Origin of the sequence: Caulobacter sp. SL161 (assembly GCF_026672375.1) — a bacterium.
Lineage (GTDB): Bacteria > Pseudomonadota > Alphaproteobacteria > Caulobacterales > Caulobacteraceae > Caulobacter.
On the sequence record NZ_JAPPRA010000001.1, the window covers coordinates 714,703 to 733,741 of the forward strand.

At 67.6% G+C, this 19,039-nt stretch carries 21 protein-coding genes and 1 pseudogene; 14 read left to right on the top strand and 8 right to left on the bottom strand.

Annotation, left to right across the window (positions count from 1 at the left end; genetic code table 11):
• Positions 1-79 precede the first annotated feature (79 nt).
• The 5 genes from OVA11_RS03670 to rdgB are packed head-to-tail and all read right to left on the bottom strand — an operon-like array spanning position 80 to position 3,930.
• Positions 80-895 (bottom strand): SirB1 family protein, encoded by an 816-nt coding sequence (locus OVA11_RS03670; protein ID WP_268066224.1) that lies wholly within the window; start codon positions 893-895, stop codon positions 80-82.
• Position 896: 1 nt separating this feature from the next.
• Positions 897-1,274, bottom strand: coding sequence for a YraN family protein (locus OVA11_RS03675; RefSeq protein WP_268066225.1), 378 nt, complete (start codon positions 1,272-1,274; stop codon positions 897-899).
• Complete coding sequence (rsmI, locus tag OVA11_RS03680) at positions 1,274-2,146, bottom strand: 16S rRNA (cytidine(1402)-2'-O)-methyltransferase (protein ID WP_268066226.1); 873 nt, start codon at positions 2,144-2,146, stop codon at positions 1,274-1,276. Before rsmI ends, OVA11_RS03675 begins: the two co-directional genes overlap by 1 nt.
• A gap of 34 nt (positions 2,147-2,180) precedes the next feature.
• On the bottom strand, positions 2,181-3,335 hold the full coding sequence (gene hemW / locus OVA11_RS03685; protein ID WP_268066227.1) for a radical SAM family heme chaperone HemW: 1,155 nt from the start codon (positions 3,333-3,335) through the stop codon (positions 2,181-2,183).
• The gene (gene rdgB / locus OVA11_RS03690; protein WP_268066228.1) at positions 3,328-3,930 is read right to left on the bottom strand and encodes an RdgB/HAM1 family non-canonical purine NTP pyrophosphatase; all 603 of its coding nucleotides are present in this window, start codon (positions 3,928-3,930) and stop codon (positions 3,328-3,330) included. Before rdgB ends, hemW begins: the two co-directional genes overlap by 8 nt.
• Before the next feature lie 24 nt (positions 3,931-3,954).
• Here rdgB and OVA11_RS03695 point away from each other — a divergent pair, with 24 nt between their 5' ends.
• The 4 genes from OVA11_RS03695 (at position 3,955) to OVA11_RS03710 (ending at position 5,685) form a co-directional block, all read left to right on the top strand.
• Entirely contained in the window at positions 3,955-4,548 is a 594-nt protein-coding gene (locus OVA11_RS03695) for a glutathione S-transferase N-terminal domain-containing protein (RefSeq protein ID WP_268066229.1), read from the top strand.
• A gap of 167 nt (positions 4,549-4,715) precedes the next feature.
• Positions 4,716-4,832 carry a hypothetical protein gene (locus OVA11_RS03700; RefSeq protein WP_024265502.1) on the top strand — a complete coding sequence of 39 codons (117 nt, stop codon included), beginning with the start codon at positions 4,716-4,718 and terminating at the stop codon, positions 4,830-4,832.
• A gap of 75 nt (positions 4,833-4,907) precedes the next feature.
• On the top strand, positions 4,908-5,441 hold the full coding sequence (locus tag OVA11_RS03705; protein WP_012639889.1) for a DUF2975 domain-containing protein: 534 nt from the start codon (positions 4,908-4,910) through the stop codon (positions 5,439-5,441).
• Between the two features lie 16 nt (positions 5,442-5,457).
• Positions 5,458-5,685 carry a helix-turn-helix domain-containing protein gene (locus OVA11_RS03710; protein WP_012639890.1) on the top strand — a complete coding sequence of 76 codons (228 nt, stop codon included), beginning with the start codon at positions 5,458-5,460 and terminating at the stop codon, positions 5,683-5,685.
• Here OVA11_RS03710 and OVA11_RS03715 read toward each other — a convergent pair.
• Together OVA11_RS03715 and rph are read right to left on the bottom strand one after the other, a co-directional pair.
• On the bottom strand, positions 5,682-6,659 hold the full coding sequence (locus OVA11_RS03715) for a S1C family serine protease (RefSeq protein ID WP_268066230.1): 978 nt from the start codon (positions 6,657-6,659) through the stop codon (positions 5,682-5,684). The two genes, OVA11_RS03710 and OVA11_RS03715, sit on opposite strands and share 4 nt — an antisense overlap.
• Positions 6,660-6,723: 64 nt before the next feature.
• Positions 6,724-7,440 carry a ribonuclease PH gene (rph, locus tag OVA11_RS03720; RefSeq protein ID WP_268066231.1) on the bottom strand — a complete coding sequence of 239 codons (717 nt, stop codon included), beginning with the start codon at positions 7,438-7,440 and terminating at the stop codon, positions 6,724-6,726.
• 139 nt (positions 7,441-7,579) lie between these two features.
• Here rph and hrcA point away from each other — a divergent pair, with 139 nt between their 5' ends.
• Entirely contained in the window at positions 7,580-8,656 is a 1,077-nt protein-coding gene (hrcA, locus tag OVA11_RS03725) for a heat-inducible transcriptional repressor HrcA (protein WP_268066232.1), read from the top strand.
• Between the two features lie 12 nt (positions 8,657-8,668).
• On the top strand, positions 8,669-9,295 hold the full coding sequence (grpE, locus tag OVA11_RS03730; protein WP_012639893.1) for a nucleotide exchange factor GrpE: 627 nt from the start codon (positions 8,669-8,671) through the stop codon (positions 9,293-9,295).
• Here grpE and OVA11_RS03735 read toward each other — a convergent pair.
• Entirely contained in the window at positions 9,235-9,495 is a 261-nt protein-coding gene (locus tag OVA11_RS03735; RefSeq protein ID WP_010918044.1) for a DUF2061 domain-containing protein, read from the bottom strand. The genes grpE and OVA11_RS03735 overlap by 61 nt on opposite strands.
• 177 nt (positions 9,496-9,672) lie before the next feature.
• Here OVA11_RS03735 and dnaN point away from each other — a divergent pair, with 177 nt between their 5' ends.
• The 8 genes and pseudogenes from dnaN to OVA11_RS03775 all read left to right on the top strand — a co-directional run bounded on the left by dnaN (position 9,673) and on the right by OVA11_RS03775 (position 19,021).
• Positions 9,673-10,791, top strand: a complete 1,119-nt coding sequence (dnaN, locus tag OVA11_RS03740; protein ID WP_010918045.1) for a DNA polymerase III subunit beta — start codon at positions 9,673-9,675, stop codon at positions 10,789-10,791.
• Positions 10,792-10,852: 61 nt separating this feature from the next.
• Positions 10,853-11,056: pseudogene (locus tag OVA11_RS03745) on the top strand (ArsR/SmtB family transcription factor); the annotation flags it as partial.
• A 70-nt stretch (positions 11,057-11,126) separates the two neighbouring features.
• Positions 11,127-11,498, top strand: coding sequence for a VOC family protein (locus OVA11_RS03750; protein ID WP_012639894.1), 372 nt, complete (start codon positions 11,127-11,129; stop codon positions 11,496-11,498).
• 226 nt (positions 11,499-11,724) lie between these two features.
• The gene (gene recF, locus OVA11_RS03755; RefSeq protein WP_268066233.1) at positions 11,725-12,888 is read left to right on the top strand and encodes a DNA replication/repair protein RecF; all 1,164 of its coding nucleotides are present in this window, start codon (positions 11,725-11,727) and stop codon (positions 12,886-12,888) included.
• A complete protein-coding gene (gene gyrB / locus OVA11_RS03760) occupies positions 12,885-15,350 on the top strand; it encodes a DNA topoisomerase (ATP-hydrolyzing) subunit B (RefSeq protein ID WP_268066234.1) in 2,466 nt (821 codons plus the stop codon). The genes recF and gyrB overlap by 4 nt, the downstream gene beginning before the upstream one ends.
• 140 nt (positions 15,351-15,490) lie before the next feature.
• A complete protein-coding gene (locus OVA11_RS03765) occupies positions 15,491-16,630 on the top strand; it encodes a methyl-accepting chemotaxis protein (RefSeq protein WP_268068888.1) in 1,140 nt (379 codons plus the stop codon).
• Between the two features lie 424 nt (positions 16,631-17,054).
• Entirely contained in the window at positions 17,055-17,681 is a 627-nt protein-coding gene (locus tag OVA11_RS03770; RefSeq protein WP_268066235.1) for a hypothetical protein, read from the top strand.
• Positions 17,682-17,752: 71 nt separating this feature from the next.
• Positions 17,753-19,021: an outer membrane beta-barrel protein gene (locus OVA11_RS03775; RefSeq protein ID WP_268066236.1), complete on the top strand. Its 1,269-nt coding sequence runs from the start codon at positions 17,753-17,755 to the stop codon at positions 19,019-19,021.
• Positions 19,022-19,039 lie beyond the last annotated feature (18 nt).

Below are 19,039 nucleotides of genomic sequence, written 5' to 3' on the forward strand. Positions count from 1 at the left end.
AAGTGAGTGGCGAGACAGTCAACTATAAACTTCACTTTCCCGGTGCGCCGAACCGCGCTCCGCGCGCCCTCGTGTCGGGTCAATTGAGTCTGAGCCGCACCCGTTCCCGCGCCGCCCGCGCCGCGATCGCCGCGCCGCCGTCCAGGATCTGGGCGCGCGACAGGGCCTGCAGCGCGCCGGCCAGAGCGCCCTGGCCCTCGCGAGCGGCTGCGACGTCCAGCCAGGGGCGGTGGTCCTTGGGGTTGAGCAAGGCGCGGCGCAGGGCTGAGCGCTCGGCGCGGGGCCAGTCCTTGGCCTGCTGGGCGCGAGCGAAGATGTTGTTCTGCAGGCGGATCAGCACGGCGCGGTCGCTGATCGGGGCCATCAGAAGCTCAAGCCGCGCGGCGACGTCGGGCATCAGCCCCGTGCGCAGGGCCCGGCGCGACAGCTCGGACGGCAGCACCACGCGCCCCTCGCTGAACGGGTCCAGGGCCAGCGGGCCCTCATCGGTCTCGATCCGCAGCAGGAAGTGTCCGGGGAAGTCGACGCCGTAGAGCTCCAGCCCCACGGCGCGGGCGGCGTGCAGGTAGAAGACGCCCAGCGCCACGGGCAGGCCCTTGCGACGGTGGGCGATGGCGATGACGTCGGCGTTGTCGGGATGATCATAGGTGATCACGTCGCCGGTTAGGCGCAGGTCGCCCGCCAGGGTCTCGGCCACGGCCTCTTCAGGCGACTCGCTCTCGGCGCGGCGGCGCAGACGCTCGACCGCGTCACGGGCCAGATCGACGGCGGCCTTGGTGTCGCGGCTGGGGTCATCGTGCACGGCGCAGGCCAGGGCGGCCTCGAACAGCGGAAAGCCCTCGTCGGGACCTTCGCCCGCCTTAATCAGGATCGCCTCGGCCTCTTCCCGGGTCATCTCAGGCTCCGCCCCAGGCGTCGGGAAGGTGTCGCGGCGGCCTGCCGGGCGCCATTGCAATGAGGTCCAGCCGCACCAGCAGGTCGCGCAGTCCGGCGCGGTGCGCGGCCAGATGCGTTGCGGCGCGGCGCAGGCGCTCCCTCTGGGTCGGCTTCACGGCGTCCAGGGCGTCCTCGATGGTGGTGCGTTGCTTGACTTCGATAACGGCCAGCACCTTGCCACGTTGCGCCAGGAGGTCGATTTCGCCAAGCGGCGTCGCCAGCCGGAAGCCGAGGATGCGGTAGCCCTTGGCCATCAGCCAGAGCGCGGCGATGACCTCGGCGCGGCGCCCGACCTTGCGCGCGGCGGTTCCGCGCGCCTGGCGAACGCCTGCCGCCATCAGGCCTGCTCCTTCAGCGCCAGCGCCTGGCGGTAGAGATCCTTGCGCGACAGGCCCAGCGCCTTGGCCACTTCCGAGGCCGCCTCGCCCAGCGGCAGGCGGGCCATGGCTTCGCGCAAGGCGGCCTCTGCGTCGTCGGCGCTGGCGACCTTTTCGACCCCGGGCCCGACCAGGATCACGATCTCGCCTTTCGGGGCGTCGAAGCGCGGATCGGCGGCGAGGTCGCTGAGCGGCCCCCGCACGCAGGTCTCGTAGAGCTTGGTCAGTTCGCGACACACAGCGGCCGGACGATCGCCGCCGAACACCGCCGCCATGTCCGCGAGGCAGTCGGCGACCCGCGAGGCGCCCTCATAGAAGATCAGTGTGGCGCGGGTGTTGGCGAACTCCTCTAAGAAGGTCCGACGCGCGGCGCTCTTGGGGGGCGGGAAGCCGGCGAACAGGAACCGCTCGGTGGGCAGACCGGCCAGGGTCAGGGCGGCTAGGGCGGCCGAGGCGCCGGGGATCGGGATCACGTCATGGCCGGCGGCGATCGCCTCGCGGGCCAGGCGATAGCCGGGGTCGGAGACCATCGGCGTGCCCGCGTCCGAGACCAGCGCCACGCGCTCGCCGGCGGCCAGACGCTCGAGGATCACCGGAATCGCTCGCTCGGCCACATGCTCGTCATGGCGTTCCAGCCGGGTCCTGATCCCGTAGGCCGACAACAGCTTGCCGGTCACCCGGGTGTCTTCGGCCAGCAGCACGTCGCAGCCGGCCAGCACGTCCAGGGCCCGCAGAGTGATGTCGCGCAGATTGCCGATCGGCGTCGCCACCAGATAGAGGCCGGGCGCGAGCGGCGCGTCGGACAGGGCTGGCGGGGGAAGCAGACGACTCAAGGGCTAGGTGTCCTTCGGTTGAGTCAAACCCATATCAGGTTGCGAGCGCGCCTGTCAGCCGATCCAGCACCAGCCGGCCCGCGCGCGTCGCCCTCAGCCGCGCGCGATCCTCGACCAGAAGGCCGGTCTCGACCAGATCGCGGACCTTGGCGACGTCCGGGTCAAGGCCCAGAACCGCGACCTCGTCAAAGCCGACCCCGGCGTCGATCCGCATCCCCAGAACCAGTCGCTCCAGGGCCGCGTCCTCGGGCGTGAGGATCTCCGACTGAAAGCCGACGCCGTGATCGCCGACCGCGGCGATATAGTCCTTGATGGCGCGATGGGCGGTGGTGGCGGCGCGGCCCTCGGGCAGGGCTAGGCGGCCATGCGCGCCCGGCCCGACGCCGACATAGTCGACGCCCCGCCAGTAGACGAGATTGTGCCGCGCGCGGGCGGCCTCGCCCCGGGCGTGGTTGGAGACCTCGTAGGCGTCGAAGCCGGCGGCCTCGAGGATTTCCTGGGTGGTCTCGAACAGGGTGGCGGCCAGGTCCTCGTCGGGCGTGACCAAGGTTCCGCGCCCGACCGCGCGGTCAAAGGCGGTGCCGGGCTCGATGGTCAGCTGGTAGGGCGAGACGTGCTCGGGGCCCAGGGCGATCGCTTCGGAGAGCTCGGCGCGCCACGCCGAATCGGTCTGGCCCGGGCGGGCGTAGATCAGATCGATCGACAGGCGGGGAAAGGCCCGGGCTGCTGCGGCTATGGCTCGCCGCGCCGCGCCGGCGTCGTGGTTACGGCCCAGCGCCTTGAGAGAAGCGTCATCCAACGCCTGCACGCCCAGCGACAGGCGCTGAACTCCGGCGTCGGCGAGGGCCGCGAAGCGATCGGTCTCGGCGTCCGTGGGGTTGGCCTCCAGGCTGATTTCAAGATCGTCGGCCGGCGACCACAGGCGCTTGGCGGTCTCGATCACCCGCGCCACCTGCGCCGGGTCCATCAGCGAGGGCGTGCCGCCGCCGAAGAAGATCGACAGCAGACGCCGCTCGCCGGTCAGGGCGCGCTGCGCTTCCAGGTCCGCGACGATGGCGTCCGCCAGGGCCCGCTGCTCGTCGGTCCGTCCGCGATCGCGTACGACATTGAAGTCGCAATAGGGGCAGATTCGCGCGCAGTAGGGCCAGTGGACATAGATCCCCACGGCCTCGGTGCGGGGATCAGTCAAACAGGGCCGCCTTCAGCTTGGCGAAGGCGCGGGCCCTATGGCTCATGGCGTCCTTGGCGGCCGGCTCCATCTCGCCGAAGGTCAGGGCGTGGCCCTCGGGGACGAAGATCGGGTCATAGCCAAAGCCGCGCGTCCCGCGTCCCGGGAACACCAGGGTTCCATCGACGCGGCCTTCGACCACGACCGCCGGGCCGTTCGGCCAGGCCACGGCCAGGGCCGAGGTGAACCAGGCGGTGCGATCATCCGACGCGGTCTCTTCCAGGCGCGCCTCGACCTTCTTCATGGCCAGGGCGAAGTCCTTGCTCGGACCGGCCCAGCGGGCGGAGAAGATGCCCGGCGCGCCGTCCAGCGCGGTGACCGACAGGCCCGAATCATCCGCCAGGGCGGGCAGGCCCGACAGGTCTGCGGCGTGGCGGGCCTTCAGCAGCGCGTTGCCGACGAAGGTGCTCTCGGTTTCGTCCGGTTCGGGCAGGCCCAACTGGCCGGCGGTGACGATCTCGAACCGGCCATCCAGCAGGGCGGCGATCTCGGGGACCTTGCCAGGATTGTGGGTGGCCGCCACAAGCTTTGCTCCCACTTCAAGCTTCAGCGCCATTCGTCGTCTCCAGGAAATCCATCGATGCGGCTTCTTTACTCGCCCTTGTCGCCGTTTGCCCGCAAGGTTCGTGTTCTGACCATGGAAAAAGGGCTGTCCGAGCGCCTGACGTTCGAGACGATCGCGCCGTTCCAGGACGAAAGCCTCCGGGCGCTGAACCCGCTGAACAAGGTGCCGACCCTGGTGCTGGAGGGCGGCGAGACGGTGTTTGATTCCGCCGTGATCGTCGACTTCCTGGACGGACTGTCCGAGCCGACCCTGATTCCGAACGCCCAGCCGGCGCGGCGGCGGGCCCTGACCCTCGAAGCGGCGGCCGACGGTTTGGGCGATGCGGCCCTGCTGATCGTCCGCGAGCGCATGCGGCCCGAGGCGCAGCACCGTCAGGACCTGTTCGATCGCCAGCTGCGCGCGGTTCACGCCGCGCTCGACCTTTTCGAAGCAGCGGATCTGCCCAGCGATCGGTTCGAAATCGCCGAGATCGCGATCGCCGTGCAGCTGGCCTATCTGGACGTGCGGCAGGTGGTCGCCTGGCGTCCCGGTCGCCCGGCCTTGTCGGCCTGGTACGACGCGGTCTCCAAGCGCGCCTCGATGATCGCGACCGAGCCCTCCACGGCTTGAGTGCGCGCCGATGGCGCGGGCGACACGCCGCCGCCGATCATTGCCAAAGTTTAATATCGTTTCTCGATAAACGACATTGGCGGAACCGCAAACCCGGCCTATTTGTTTAGCGTGGCGAGGGGGCGAATGTTTCGGCCCTGGCCATGTCTCTCAAACTGGAAAACGCGATGTCCGCCGCCCGTCTGTTCCATATCGCCGACAAGGTCGTCATGACCGCCATCACCGCCGCGCTGATCGTGGCCGTGCCGGTGTCGGCCGTGGCGTTCCTGGCGCAGACGCTTTAGGGGCGCGTTCGCCGTTTTGACGTCTCCCCGCGACGCGGGGCATGTTGCTTAGCGTCGCTGTGGGGGGAAACAGCCATGCGCGCCTTGGGGCCAGGCTCGGTTTCGAGTTTTCTGAAGATCATCCTCGACGTCATCTATGTCGGGCTGTGGATCTTCGTCAGTCTTTTGTCGCTGTTCACGCTGATCGCGCTGCTGTTCAGCTTCAATCCCGAATTGCTGGCCGCGATGTTGCCGATCAGCGACGCGGTCGAGGCGGTCAGCCGCAACGGCCCGCTGTTCGCCGGGGCCCTGGCGGCCTGGGCCCTGCTGCTCGGCGGCTGGATGGTCATTGTCGAGCGCTTGCGCAAGATCTTCGCCACCCTGACGGCCGGCGATCCCTTCCACCCCGACAATGTCGTGCGCCTGCGCCTGATCGGGCTGGTGCTGGCGGGCCTGGAGGTCGGCCGTTACGTCTTTTCGGGTCTCGCCCGCTGGCTGGCCCCGAAAGCCAAGGTCATCGACGACAGCTTCACCCTGACCGCCTGGTTCTCGGTGCTGGTGGTGTTCGTCCTGGCCGAAGTCTTCCGCGAGGGCGCGCGCCTGCGGCGCGAAGCCGAACTCACGATCTGATCCGGAGCGATCCTGAATGCCCGTCCGCGTGAACCTCGACCGCGTGCTTCTGGAGCGCCGCATGTCGCTGACCGAACTGTCGGACCGCGTCGGCGTGACGATCGCCAACCTGTCGATCCTGAAAACGGGCAAGGCGCGCGCGGTGCGGTTCTCGACGCTGGACGCACTCTGTCGCGAACTGGAGTGCCAGCCGGGGGATCTGTTGAGCTTCGAGTACGGCCCGGCGGACGCGAACGACGACTAGTTCAGTCGCCGCTTCTTCAGCAGGTTGGCGCGGTCCATCGAGCGGACCTCCATCTCGAAGGCGTCGCCCTCGCGCAGGATCTTCAGCGGCACCGTGACGCCGGCTTCGCCCAGACCCCAGAGCGCGTCGTAGAATTCCGACAGATCCGAAACCGGCTTGCCGGCCACGGCCAGGATCAGGTCGCCGGCGCGCAGTTCAGCGCGGTCGGCGGGGCCCTTGGGCGAGATCCCCACGATGACGACGTGGTTCTCCATGTCCTGGGCGAACACTCCCAGCCACGGGCGCGGCGGATGCGGGCTGCGGCCACGCGCCAGATCATCGAGGATCGGCGGCAGCAGCTCGGCCGGTACGAACAGGTTGAGCGGGCGAGCCTCGCCGCTCTGATCACGCCCCTCAAGGGTCAGCGACCCCAGGCCCACGAGGTCGCCCTTGGGACCGATCAGGGCCGCGCCGCTCCAGTGCGGGTGAGCCGGCGCGGTGATGATCGCGTCGTCGAGCTTGTATTCCCAGTAGCCGGCGAACGGCATGCGGGTCAGCACCTGTCCGGCCACCGCGTGGGCGCGGCCGCCGGCGCCGGCGGCGATGATCGCCGAGCCGGCTTCGAGGTCGCGCGCGCTGCCGATTTTGATCGCCGGCAGGTCCAGCGGCTCCAGCGCCTGAACAAGGCCCAGGCCCGAGCGGACGTCGAGGCCCAGCACATGGGCGGGCACGCGCCGGCCGTCATTGCGGGTGAGAACGACCTCTTCGGCCTCGGTGATCAGATAGGCCATGGTCACGACCAGACCGCCGAGGCTGATCACGACGCCGTTGCCGACCCGTTCGGTCCCGAGGATCGCGGCGGTGTAGGCGTCGGCCGGAACCCTGGCTTCCAGGGCCACCATCGAGGCCAGCGCCTGGTCGAGGTCGAAGCGATAGGCTTCGGCCGAGGGACGCAGGCGGGCTTCGACTTCATAGCCTTCGAACGGGGTGGGCACGCGAGACTCCTAGACTTGGAGCTCGAATCTGGGACTGCCGCCCCGGTTCGGCAAGCCCTGAACCTTAACGGCTGATCGCGGCGCGCTGCAGGGCGAACAGTTCGTTGATCCCCTTCTCGGCCAGACCGTACAGGCTTTCGAACTCGGCGCGGGTGAAGCCGCGCTTCTCGCCGGTCGCCTGGATCTCGACGATGTCGCCCTCGCCGGTCAGCACGAAGTTGCTGTCGGCCTCGGCGTTGCTGTCTTCCTCGTAGTCGAGGTCGAGAACCGGCACGCCGTTGAACACACCGCACGAGACGGCCGCCACCTGGCCCAGGATCGGGTCGGTCTTCAGCACGCCCTCGTCCAGCAGGTACTTCGTGGCCAGGCGCAGGGCGACCCAGGCGCCGGTGATGGCGGCGGTGCGGGTGCCGCCGTCGGCCTGGACGACGTCGCAGTCCAGCGTGATCTGGCGCTCGCCCAGCGCCTTCAGGTCGACGACGGCGCGCAGGGAGCGGCCGATCAGGCGCTGGATCTCCTGGGTGCGGCCGGTCTGCTTGCCGGCGGCGGCTTCGCGGCGACCGCGCGTATGCGTCGCGCGCGGCAGCATGCCGTACTCGGCCGTGACCCAGCCGGCGCCCTTGTTGCGCATCCAGCCGGGGACGTTCTCCTCGACCGTGGCGGTGACCAGCACCTTGGTGTGGCCGAACCCGATCAGGCACGAGCCCTCCGCATAGCGGTTGACGCCGGTTTCCAGCGTGACGGCGCGCAGCTGGTCGGGGGCGCGTTCGGACGGACGCATGGGAAACTCCTGATCGACGGGGAGATTTGAATGTGTGTGGGTGGCCGCTTATCCTATTGGAAGCCGAACTTGAAAGGGGCCGACCGCTTTTGTTCGCCGACCGGGTCTTCGAAGTCACGCTTGATCGGAGCGCTGGCGCATGACGCAGCTCTTCCCAGGGCCGATCGTCCGCACGCCCGGGCTGGCCGAACTGGACGCGCGCGCCCGTGACATCTTCCGGCGTGTCGTGGAGTCGTACATCGAGACCGGCGAGCCGGTAGGCTCGCGCACCATCTCCAAGGGCGGGGTGGCGCTGTCGCCGGCCTCGATCCGCAATACGATGCAGGATCTGGCCCAGCTGGGCCTGCTGGACGCGCCGCACACCAGCGCCGGCCGCATGCCCACGCACGCCGGTCTGAGGATGTTCGTCGACGGCTTCCTCGAGGTCGGGGACGTCGCCGAGCAGGAAAAGCGCGCGATCGAGGCGCGCCTCGCCGTGAAGGGGCGCTCGTTCGAGGAGGCGCTGGCCGAGGCCTCGTCGATCCTGTCGGGCCTAGCCGGCGGGGCCGGGATCGTTGTCACGCCCGTCCGCGAAGGCGGGGTCAAGCACGTGGAGTTCGTCCCCCTGGGCGGCGGCCAGGTGCTGGCGGTCATGGTGTTCGAGGATGGTCAGGTCGAGAACCGCCTGATGCGCCAGGCGCCGGGCGTTACGCCCTCGGCGCTGCAGGAGGCCTCCAACTTCCTCAACGCCCGCCTGCGCGGCCGCACCCTGACCGAGGCGCGGACCGAGATGGGCGGCGAGCTGGACGCCGCGCGACGGCAGCTGAACGAGACGGCCGCCCGCCTCGTCGAGGACGGGCTGGCGGCCTGGAGCGGCGGCGAGGGCGATGCGCGCTCGCTGATCGTGCGCGGCCAGGCCAACCTGCTGGCCGACGCCCGGGCTCGCGAGGACATCGACCGGGTGCGGCAACTGTTCGACGATCTGGAGCAGAAGGGCCAGTTGATCGGCCTGCTGGACGACGTGCGCGACGCCGAGGGCGTTCGTATCTATATCGGGGCCGAAACGCGTCTCTTTTCGCTTTCGGGTTCCTCGGTGATCGCGGCGCCCTATATGACGGGGCGTCAGAAGGTGCTGGGCGCGATCGGCGTGATTGGGCCCGCCCGCTTGAACTATGCTCGGGTCATTCCGTTGGTGGACTATACCGCCCGGGTGCTCGGGCGGATGATGGATGGATAAGGACTTTACCCAATGACCGACGAGCAAACGCCGGCGGAAGAGATGCCGTTCGAAGCCGATGACGCCGCGCAGGAGATCGAGGCGCTTAAGCTGGAAGTGGCGCAACTGAAGGAGCAGGCGCTCCGCTACGCCGCCGAGGCCGAGAACACCAAGCGCCGCGCAGAGCGCGAGATGAATGACGCGCGCGCCTACGCGATCCAGAAGTTCGCGCGTGACCTCCTGGGCGCCGCCGACAATCTGGGTCGCGCCACCGCCCACAGCCCCAAGGACTCGACCGACCCGGCGGTGAAGAACTTCATCATCGGGGTCGAGATGACCGAGAAGGAGCTGCAGAGCGCCTTCGAACGCAACGGCCTGAAGAAGATCGATCCGGCCAAGGGCGACAAGTTCGACCCGCACCTGCACCAGGCCGTCACCGAGCAGCCCTCGACCGAGGTGGCCGCCGGCGGCGTGCTGATGGTGATGCAGGCCGGTTATGAGCTGATGGGCCGGCTGGTTCGTCCCGCCATGGTCGCTGTGGCGGCCAAGGGTTCGACCGGCCCGGCCTCGCCGGATGCGCCCGCAGCCTCGGCAAACCCCTACGCCGGCGCGGCCGCCGAGGGCGACAGCACGGGCGGCGCGTTCGACGCCAAGGCCTGATCGCCGGATCGGTCGCGCGCTCGCTGATCGGCGCGCGACCACAGACGCTCATGGATGTTGAAGGCCACGGTCTGGACCATCGGTTCGACCAGACCGACCGCCAGCGCCACCCGCCAGTCGCGGGTCAGGGCGTAGGCCACCGCCACGGCGACCGTCAGGTGCATGGACGCATAGGTCAGGGTCTTCAGGGCAAGGCGCATCGAGATGCTCCTATTTGAGAATGGTTCTCAATAAATGGAGCCCGAATCCCGCACCGCAAGGGCTTGGGCCTCTTCCCCGCGCGCGTCTTTTCGCTAATGTCGGCGGTCCCTTCTCCACGGGTTCGCGCGGGGCTGATTCTCCCTGGCGGCGGCTGAACCCGACATCTGGACTGGACTATGAAGCTTACGATCGAACGGGCGGCGCTCCTGAAGGCGCTGGGGCATGTGCAGAGCGTCGTCGAGCGCCGCAACACCATCCCGATCCTGTCGAACATCCTGCTGTCGGCTGAAGGTGACCGGCTGTCGTTCTCGGCCACGGACCTGGACATGGAGATCATCGACGAGGGCTTCGCCCAGATCGACGTGCCCGGCCAGATCACCGCGCCCGCCCACACCCTGTACGAGATCGTTCGCAAGCTGCCCGACGGCGCCGATGTGTCGTTGAGCTTCAGCGGCGATGATCCGCGCCTGGTCATCCAGGCCGGTCGCTCGCGTTTCAACCTGCCGGTGCTGCCGGCCGGCGACTTCCCGGTGATGAGCTCGGACGGCCTGTCCAGCCGCATCGCGGTCGACACCAACGAGCTGATCCGCCTGATCGACAAGACCCGGTTCGCGATCTCGACCGAAGAGACCCGCTACTATCTGAACGGCCTCTACGTCCACACGGTCAACGAAGGCGGCGAGACCAAGCTGCGCGCCGTCGCCACCGACGGCCACCGTCTGGCCCTGGCCGAGATGCCCGCGCCTGAGGGCGCGGTCGGCATCCCGGGCGTGATCGTGCCCCGCAAGACCATCGCCGAGGCCCGCCGCCTGATGGAATCGGCCGGCGAGACGGTCGATCTGCAGGTCTCGCCCCAGAAGGTCCGCTTCGAGTTCGGCGCCGCCGCCTTGACCTCCAAGGTCATCGACGGCGCCTTCCCCGACTACATGCGGGTGATCCCGCGCGATAACGCCAAGATCCTGACCCTCGACAACGACCTGTTCGCCAAGGCCGTGGACCGGGTGGCCACCATCTCGGCCGAGAAGAGCCGCTCGGTGAAGCTGGCTGTCGAGCCTGGCCGCATCACCCTGACCGTCCGCAACATGGAAGCCGGCCAGGCCGTCGAAGAGGTCGAGGTCGATTACGACGGCGAGCCCTTCGAGATCGGCTTCAACGCCCGCTACCTGCTGGACGTCTGCGGCCAGATCGCCGGTCCGCAGGCCGAGTTCCGCTTCGCCGACCCGGCCAGCCCGACCCTGGTGGTCGACCCCGTCGATCCGGGCGTGAAGTATGTGTTGATGCCGCTGCGGGTCTGATCCGCAGCCGGGTCATCGGTCCATTGAGAAACGGACGCCCTCGGGCGTCCGTTTTTGCTTTCAGGGTCCCGCCAGTGTGGGCGAGCTGGCCGCGCCGCATGACATGGCGCTGACCTCCTTCATGAAGCACCTGAAGATCCTGGAGCGGTCCGGCTGGATCGTCAGCGCGAAGGCAGGTCGTGTCCGGACTTGCGCGATCGTCACCGATCGCTTCGCCGATGTCGGAGCCTGGGTCTATAGCCACCGCAGCCTCTGGGAGGGTTGACGCCTAGGGCAAGTTGCAAGCGCGGGGAGTCACGATAAGGTCCGTTGCATATCAAAACGGGAGGCTGCCCATGGCCAAGCTGAACTATGTGACGGTCGGATCCAACGACCTGCCGAAGGCCAAGGCCTTCTATGACGCGCTCCTGGCCTCGGCCGGGTTCAGACCGCTTTTCGATCATCCGTCGGGCGGTCGTCTCTATCGCGGCGAAGGCTGCATGTTCGGGGTGCTGGGCCCGCATGACGGCAATCCCGCCTGCGTCGGCAACGGCATGATGGCCGGCTTCGCCTTCGACACCCCCGCTGAGGTGGACGCCTTCCACGCCAAGGCCTTGGAACTGGGCGCAGTGTGCGATGGCCCTCCCGGTGAGCGCATGCCCAAGGCCTATTTCGCCTATTTCCGCGATCTCGATGGCAACAAGCTGTGCGGCTACAAGCTGGGCTGACCTCTGAAGACCGGCGGATTCTTAATTCGCCTCCATGAAAGGGCCCCGCAGCGATTTTGCCATGGTCTCGCCACAGAGTGGCGGCGAGCTTGGCCGTGGCGGGGCCTACATGTCGCGCAAGTCTCAGGAGGGCCATTCCGAGGCGGGGCCCGCTCCAGCGTCCTCATTGGAGCGGGCGTCTCGGCCCGCCTAGCCCCGGGGGCCGACACCCCTTAAGAACGCCCACATGGCGTCGGCCGCACTGCTTTCCCTGACCCTGACGGACTTCCGGTCCTACGAGCGCGCGCGCCTGGAGACGGGGGGGCGTAGCGTCTATCTGTTCGGCGCGAACGGGGCGGGAAAGACCAATCTTCTCGAGGCGATCAGTCTGCTGAGCCCCGGCAAAGGCCTACGCGGCGTCAGTCTCGCGGAGGTGGGGCGACGGCTGCCGGGAGAGGCTATCGGACGCGCCTGGGCCGTGGCCGCCGAGGTTCAGTCGAGCGATGATCCGCCGGTACGGATCGGCACAGGCGTGGAGCAGGGCGGCGCCTCGCGGCGGACCGTGCGGCTGGACGGCGAGACCGTGCCGCCAGGACGCCTCGCCGACCATGTTCGCCCCATCTGGCTGACGCCCGCCCAAGACCGATTGTTCCTGGAAGCCGCCTCGGAACGGCGTCGTTTCTTCGATCGGCTGGTTTTCGCGGGCGAACCCACGCACGCGGCCAACGCCAACGCCTATGACAAGGCGCAACGCGAGCGGATGCGGCTGCTGATCGACGCCGTCGAGACCGGCGCGCCGGCCGACGCGACCTGGCTGACGGCGCTGGAGGCCCGCCTGGCCGAGTTCGGCGCGCTCTTGGCCCAGGCCCGGGCGCGCACGCTGCTGGCGCTCCAGGGCGAGATCGACGGGCGGGGAGACCGGCCGTTCCCTCTAGCCAGGCTGTCGCTGACCGGAGAGTGGGAACGGATGGCGCTGGAGGGCGCGCCGTTCGCCGAGATCGAGCTGAAGCTGGCCCAGGCGCTCGCGTCCGCGCGGGCCCGCGACGGCGCCGCCGGCAGGGCGTTGACGGGCCCGCATCGCGGCGATCTAGCGATCTTCCATGTCGAGAAGGACCGTCCGGCGGCGGAATGCTCGACCGGGGAGCAAAAAGCCCTGATTTTGAACCTAGTTTTGGCCCAGGCGGCGCGACTTTCGCGTGCGGAATCTGCGCCGAATCCTGTAATATTGCTCGACGAAGTCGCCGCGCATCTCGACCTTACCCGGCGAGCCGCTCTGGCCGACGAACTCACGGCGCTCAAGCTCCAGGCCTTCCTGACCGGCACGGACGAGTCGCTGTTCGACCATCTCAAGGGTCGGGCGCTAGGCGTTCGCGTGGGCGACGCCGGCCTGACTACTCTGGAAGACGAATGACCGAGAACACCGAAGACCAAGTTCCCGACCTGTCGACCCCGGAAATGACGACCGAGGAAGCCGCCGCCCAGTACGGCGCGGACTCGATCAAGGTGCTGAAAGGCCTCGACGCCGTTCGCAAGCGCCCCGGCATGTACATCGGTGACACCGACGACGGCTCGGGCCTGCACCACATGGTCTATGAGGTGGTCGACAACGCCATCGACGAGGCCCTGGCCGGCCACGCCACCAAGGTCCAGGTGATCCTGAACGCCGACGGCTCGGTGACGGTCACCGACGACGGACGCGGCATCCCCGTCGACATGCACGAGGGCGAGGGCGTCTCGGCGGCCGAGGTCATCATGACCCAGCTGCACGCCGGCGGTAAGTTCGACCAGAACAGCTACAAGGTCTCGGGCGGTCTGCACGGCGTGGGCGTCTCGGTCGTGAACGCCCTGTCGGATTGGCTGGAGCTGCTGATCCACCGCAACGGCAAGGTCCACCAGATGCGCTTCGAGCGCGGCGACGCGGTCACCTCGCTGAAGGTCACCGGCGACTCGCCCGTGCGGACCGAGGGCCCCAAGGCCGGCGAGACCCTGACCGGTACGGAAGTCACGTTCTTTCCGTCGAAGGACACCTTCGCCTTCATCGAATTCGACCGGAAGACGCTGGAGCATCGCCTGCGCGAGCTGGCCTTCCTGAACTCGGGCGTGACGATCTGGTTCAAGGACCATCGCGACGTCGAGCCGTGGGAAGAGAAGCTGTTTTACGAGGGCGGCATCGAGGCCTTCGTGCGCCACCTCGACAAGGCCAAGACGCCGCTGCTGAAGGCCCCGATCGCCGTCAAGGGCGTCAAGGACAAGGTCGAGATCGACCTGGCCCTTTGGTGGAACGACAGCTACCACGAGCAGATGCTGTGCTTCACCAACAACATCCCGCAGCGGGATGGCGGCACGCACCTTTCGGCCTTCCGCGCGGCCCTGACCCGGATCATCACCGGCTACGCCGAGAGCTCCGGCATCCTGAAGAAGGAAAAGGTCAGCCTGGGCGGCGAAGACAGCCGCGAGGGCCTGACCTGCGTGCTGTCGGTCAAGGTCCCGGATCCGAAGTTCAGCTCACAGACCAAGGACAAGCTGGTCTCGTCCGAAGTGCGCCCCGCCGTCGAGGGTCTGGTGTCGGAAGGTCTCTCGACCTGGTTCGAGGAACATCCGAACGAGGCCAAGGCGATTGTGACCAAGATCGCCGAGGCCGCCGCCGCCCGCGAGGCGGCCCGCAAGGCCCGCGAACTGACCCGCCGCAAGAGCGCGCTCGACATCACCAGCCTGCCCGGCAAGCTGGCCGACTGCTCGGAACGCGATCCGGCCAAGTCCGAGATCTTCATCGTCGAGGGCGACTCGGCCGGCGGCTCGGCCAAGCAGGCCCGCAATCGCGACAACCAGGCCGTCCTGCCCTTGCGCGGCAAGATCCTGAACGTCGAGCGCGCGCGTTTCGACAAGATGCTGTCGTCCGATCAGATCGGCACGCTGATCACCGCCCTAGGCGCGGGGATCGGCCGCGACGACTTCAACCCGGACAAGGTGCGCTACCACAAGATCGTGCTGATGACCGACGCCGACGTCGACGGCGCCCACATCCGCACCCTGCTTCTGACCTTCTTCTACCGGCAGATGCCGGAGCTGATCGAGCGCGGCTATATCTACATCGCCCAGCCGCCGCTCTACAAAGCCAGCAAGGGCAAGTCCTCGCGCTACCTGAAGGATGACGCCGAGATGGACGCCTTCCTCGTCGACGAGGGCGTCGACGGGGCTGAGCTGGATCTGGCGTCGGGTGAGCGGATGACGGGCCAGGACCTGCTGGCCTTGGTCCAGACCTGCCGCTCGGCCAAGGCCAATATTGACCGCCTGGCCGCCCGGGCGCCGGCGACCGCGATCGAGCAGGCGGCCCTCGCGGGCCTTCTGGGCGAATCGCCGGACGCCGCCGCGGCCGCCACCCGCCTGGATCTCTACGCCGAGGAAGGCGATGGACCTTGGTCGGGCGAGCGCGGCGACACCGGCTTTGTGTTCAGCCGCGTGCGTCGCGGTGTTTCGGAGCGGGTTGTTCTGGACGATGTGCTGCTGCACGCCGCCGACGCCCGCCGCCTTGCCGAACGCGCCGTCAAACTGGCCGAGATCTTCTCGGGTCGCGCGGTGTTCCGCCGCAAGGACAAGTCGACGACCGTGCGCGGGCCGCTCGACCTCGTGAACGCGGTGCTGGACGCCGGCCGCAAGGGCCTGACCATCCAACGCTACAAGGGTCTGGGCGAGATGAATCCCGATCAGCTGTGGGAGACCACGCTGGACGCCGAAGCCCGCACCCTGCTGCAGGTCCGCGTCAATCACGCCGACGACGCAGACGATATGTTCAGTCGTCTGATGGGCGACCTCGTCGAGCCCCGTCGCGAGTTCATCCAGGAGAACGCGCTGGACGCCGAAGTCGACGTCTGAGGCAGGTCTTCGCGGCCAATCCTCGCCGCAAGTGGTGGTTTGATATGCGCCGGGCGCCCAATCGAGGGGCGGCCCGGCGTTTTCTTTTCCAGAAACGCCCGTCTCGGCTTGGTCGTCCCTCTCCAGTGCATCGCGCGGTCGTGACGGCGGCGTCATCTTGCTGCTTTCGGATCGATTCGGCCGAAAGTTTGCTTTGGGGCGCGTTGAGTATGGAACAGGACGCCAGTCTTCGTCCGGAACGGATCCTGGATCTTTCGGAGCGGCTGTCCAGCGTGGCGGGCGCCAAGATCGGTGAGATCGCCAGGGTGAACCGGGCGGCCAAGATGCTGGCGATCAACGCCCTGATCGTCGCCGCGCGGGCCGGCGAGGCGGGCAAGGGCTTCGCCATCGTCGCCGAGGAGTTCAAGAAGATCTCCACCGAGATCGACGCCGTGGCGGCCGCCCTGGAGAGCCAGGTCCGCTCCGACCTCGACGAACTCTCGGCGATCGGCGGCGCGATCCTGGGCCATATGCGTGGACAACGCCTGGCCGACCTTGCCCTGAACGCGATTGAGATCGTCGACCGCAATCTTTATGAACGGACGTGTGACGTCCGTTGGTGGGCGACGGACTCGGCGGTGGTGGCCTGTCTGACGCAGGGCGATGATCCGACGGCGCGGCGTTACGCCAGCGAGCGCCTTGGCGTGATCCTCGACGCCTACACCGTCTATCTGGATCTCTGGATCTGTGACGCCCAAGGGCGCGTGATCGCCAACGGTCGCCCCGGACGATATCCCAATGTCGTCGGGCGCTCGGTCGCCGACGCACGATGGTTTCAGGAAGGTCTGCGAACGGCGACGGGCGATGATTTCGTCGCGTGCGATATCGAGCGCTGCGCCGCGCTGGGCGACGCGCCGGTGGCCACCTACGCGACGGCGATCCGGGCGGGCGGCGAGGCCACCGGCAGACCCTTGGGCGTGCTGGGGGTGCACTTCGACTGGCGTCCCCAGGCCCAGGCGGTGGTGGATGGCGTACGCTTGACGCCAGAGGAGCGCGAACGTTCGCGGGTTATGCTCCTGGACCAGCGGGGGCGCGTGCTTGCGGCGTCGGATGGTCAAGGCGTGCTGGCGGAGACCTTTGCGCTGGATACCTCAGCGGGGCCGATGGGCAGCTATGCCGAGGGTGACGTCACGGTCGGCTACGCTCGCACGCCCGGTTATGAAACATATCAGGGGCTCGGCTGGTACGGGTGCCTGGTCCAGGCGAAGGCCCACGCGGGGCGGGCGGTCGCGGCCGCCTGAGCGAGGATGTTGAACGCTCGCGGAGAGAAAGAGTACGCATTTGTTATCGTCCGCGTCCAACCCAATACGGGATGGCGCGCTTCCCGGCGCCCTCCTGCGGAATTTTTGAACTAGTTTTTCGCCCTGAAAGCGAATTCGTTCAGAACTCTGGCGCCGTCGTTGGATTCGATCTGACATTTGTTGTCTTGCCAGCGTCATCATGTTTGTATAGCGCATTGCCGGCTTGCTGTTTCAGTCGCTGGACACAACCAGCGCGGCGGGCCGGTCTGGACATTCGACTAGCCGAAGACCCAAAGTTCTTTTTCCGGGTGGGGAATTGAACCGCGAGTGTGTTCTTTGGGAAACGCCATCGTTGTGATTCAACGATGACGGCGTATCCAGAGTAGAGCATTTGTTTTAGTTGTCCTAAGAGGACGCCGTTCAATTGGAGGGAGCAGTCATGGCTTCTAACCGTTTCCGCGCCGTGGCGATCAGCCTGGCTGTTGCGATCGCGCCGGTGAGCGCTGGTCACGTTCTGGCCCAGACCGCCCCGGCTCCGGCCCCGGCGCCTGCTGCTGACCCGTCGCCCCAAGCGCTGCAGTCGGCTATCGCCGCCGCCGCCGCCGAAGCGGCTTCGCAGCCTGGCTTCGCGGCCCTTTCGCCTGCCGCCAAACTCGCGGCCATCCAGGCGGCCGTCGCGTCGGCTCTGGCGGCCACCGGCGCGTCTCCGACCGCAATCGGCGCGGCGCTCGTTCAGGCTGTCTCGAGCGGCGTGGTGAGCGCCGGCGTCGCCCTTCAGGTCGCCGCCGCCGTGGCGCCCCAAGTGGCCACGACTGTCGCCCAGTCGTCTGCGGTGCAGACGCAGTTGGCGGCGACGGGCCAGACCGCGACGGTCACCACCACGGCGGCTACGACCGCCGGCGGCGCGCCCAGCGTGCTGGTGAGCCTCCAGGGCGCGGCCTCGACCAACAATGCCGGCGACGCCGCCGCGGGTGGTGCGGGTGGCGCGAACCCGGTCACGCCGGCGCCGTTTGATCCGTGCGCGGGCGTTATCGCCGCCTACTGCGGTTAATCGACTTGTCTCAAGGCCGACCAGCGCGTCACGACGCGCGCTGGCGGCCTTCAATATGGTGGGGATATACCATGCGAATTCTAACGTGTTCGGCCATCGCGGCCTGTATCGCGTTTGGCGCGCCGCAGCTTGCGCAAGCGCAGGACGTCGGAACCAGCTTCAAGCGCGACAAGAACACCAGCGTCCGTGAGCGCCCGCGCCCGGATTATGAAGCGACGGGCCAAAAGGCTGGCGGCTTCACGGTCTATCCGCGAGTGACGGTCGACCTTGAGCACAATGACAACATCTACGCCGTCGCCGTTGGCAAGACGAAGGATGAGATCTGGCGCGTGAAGCCGGAGCTGGCCGTGCGGTCGGACTGGTCGCGTCACGCCCTCGGTTTCTTCGCCGGTGGCAATGTTATTCGCTACGCTGATCAAAGCGCCGAGAACGCCGAAGAGTATACGCTGCAGGCGAACGGCCGGATCGACATCGAGCGCGGCACGAACCTGACGGGTTCGGTCCAGACGCAGCGCTTGATTGAACCGCGTAGTGCGCCGACCGCGCCCTCCTCTGGCGTCAAGCCGGTGGAATACGCCCTCAACACCGGCAACCTCACGCTGGTGAAGGAGTTCAACCGCCTTCGTTTGACGGGCCGCGTCGAAGACAAGGACTTCAATTATAAGGACGTCCTGAACAACCGAGGCACAGGCGTCGTCGATCAGGACTTCCGTGACCGCAACGAGCTGTCGTACGGCGGTAAGGCCGAGTACGCTGTCAGCCCGGACACCGCCCTGTATGTGACCGCCACGGGCAACAAGCGGGATTACGACACCAACGTCCCGACGCAGGACCGCACTTCGGACGGCTATGTGGTCGGCCTCGGCGCAAACTTCGATGTCTCGGAGTTGATGCGGGGTGACATCCAGGTCGGCTACATGAAGCAGTCGTACGATAGCGCCGCCTTCAAGGACATCGACGGCTTCAGCGCCAATGCGAATGTCGAGTGGTTCCCCTCGCAGCTGACCACGGTTGGCGTGAATGCGTCGCGTTCGGTCCAAGAGTCGACGGCGACTGGGTCGGGTGGCTACATCGCGAACTCGGTTGGCGCTTCGATCGACCACGAGTTCCTGCGTAACGTCATGCTGTCCGCGAAGTACAACCGCGGCAAGGATGTCTACAAGGGCGTCGACCGTGACGACAAGCGTGACAGCTTCTCCGCGACCGCGACCTATCTCGTGAACCGCCGCGTGGGCCTGTTCCTGACGTACGACTACCTCAAGCAGACGTCCTCGGGCGCCGCCAAGGGCTCTTCGTTCAAGGATAACAAGCTGGTGGCTTCGGTCGCCCTGCAGTTCTGATCCACGTCCACGAAACGG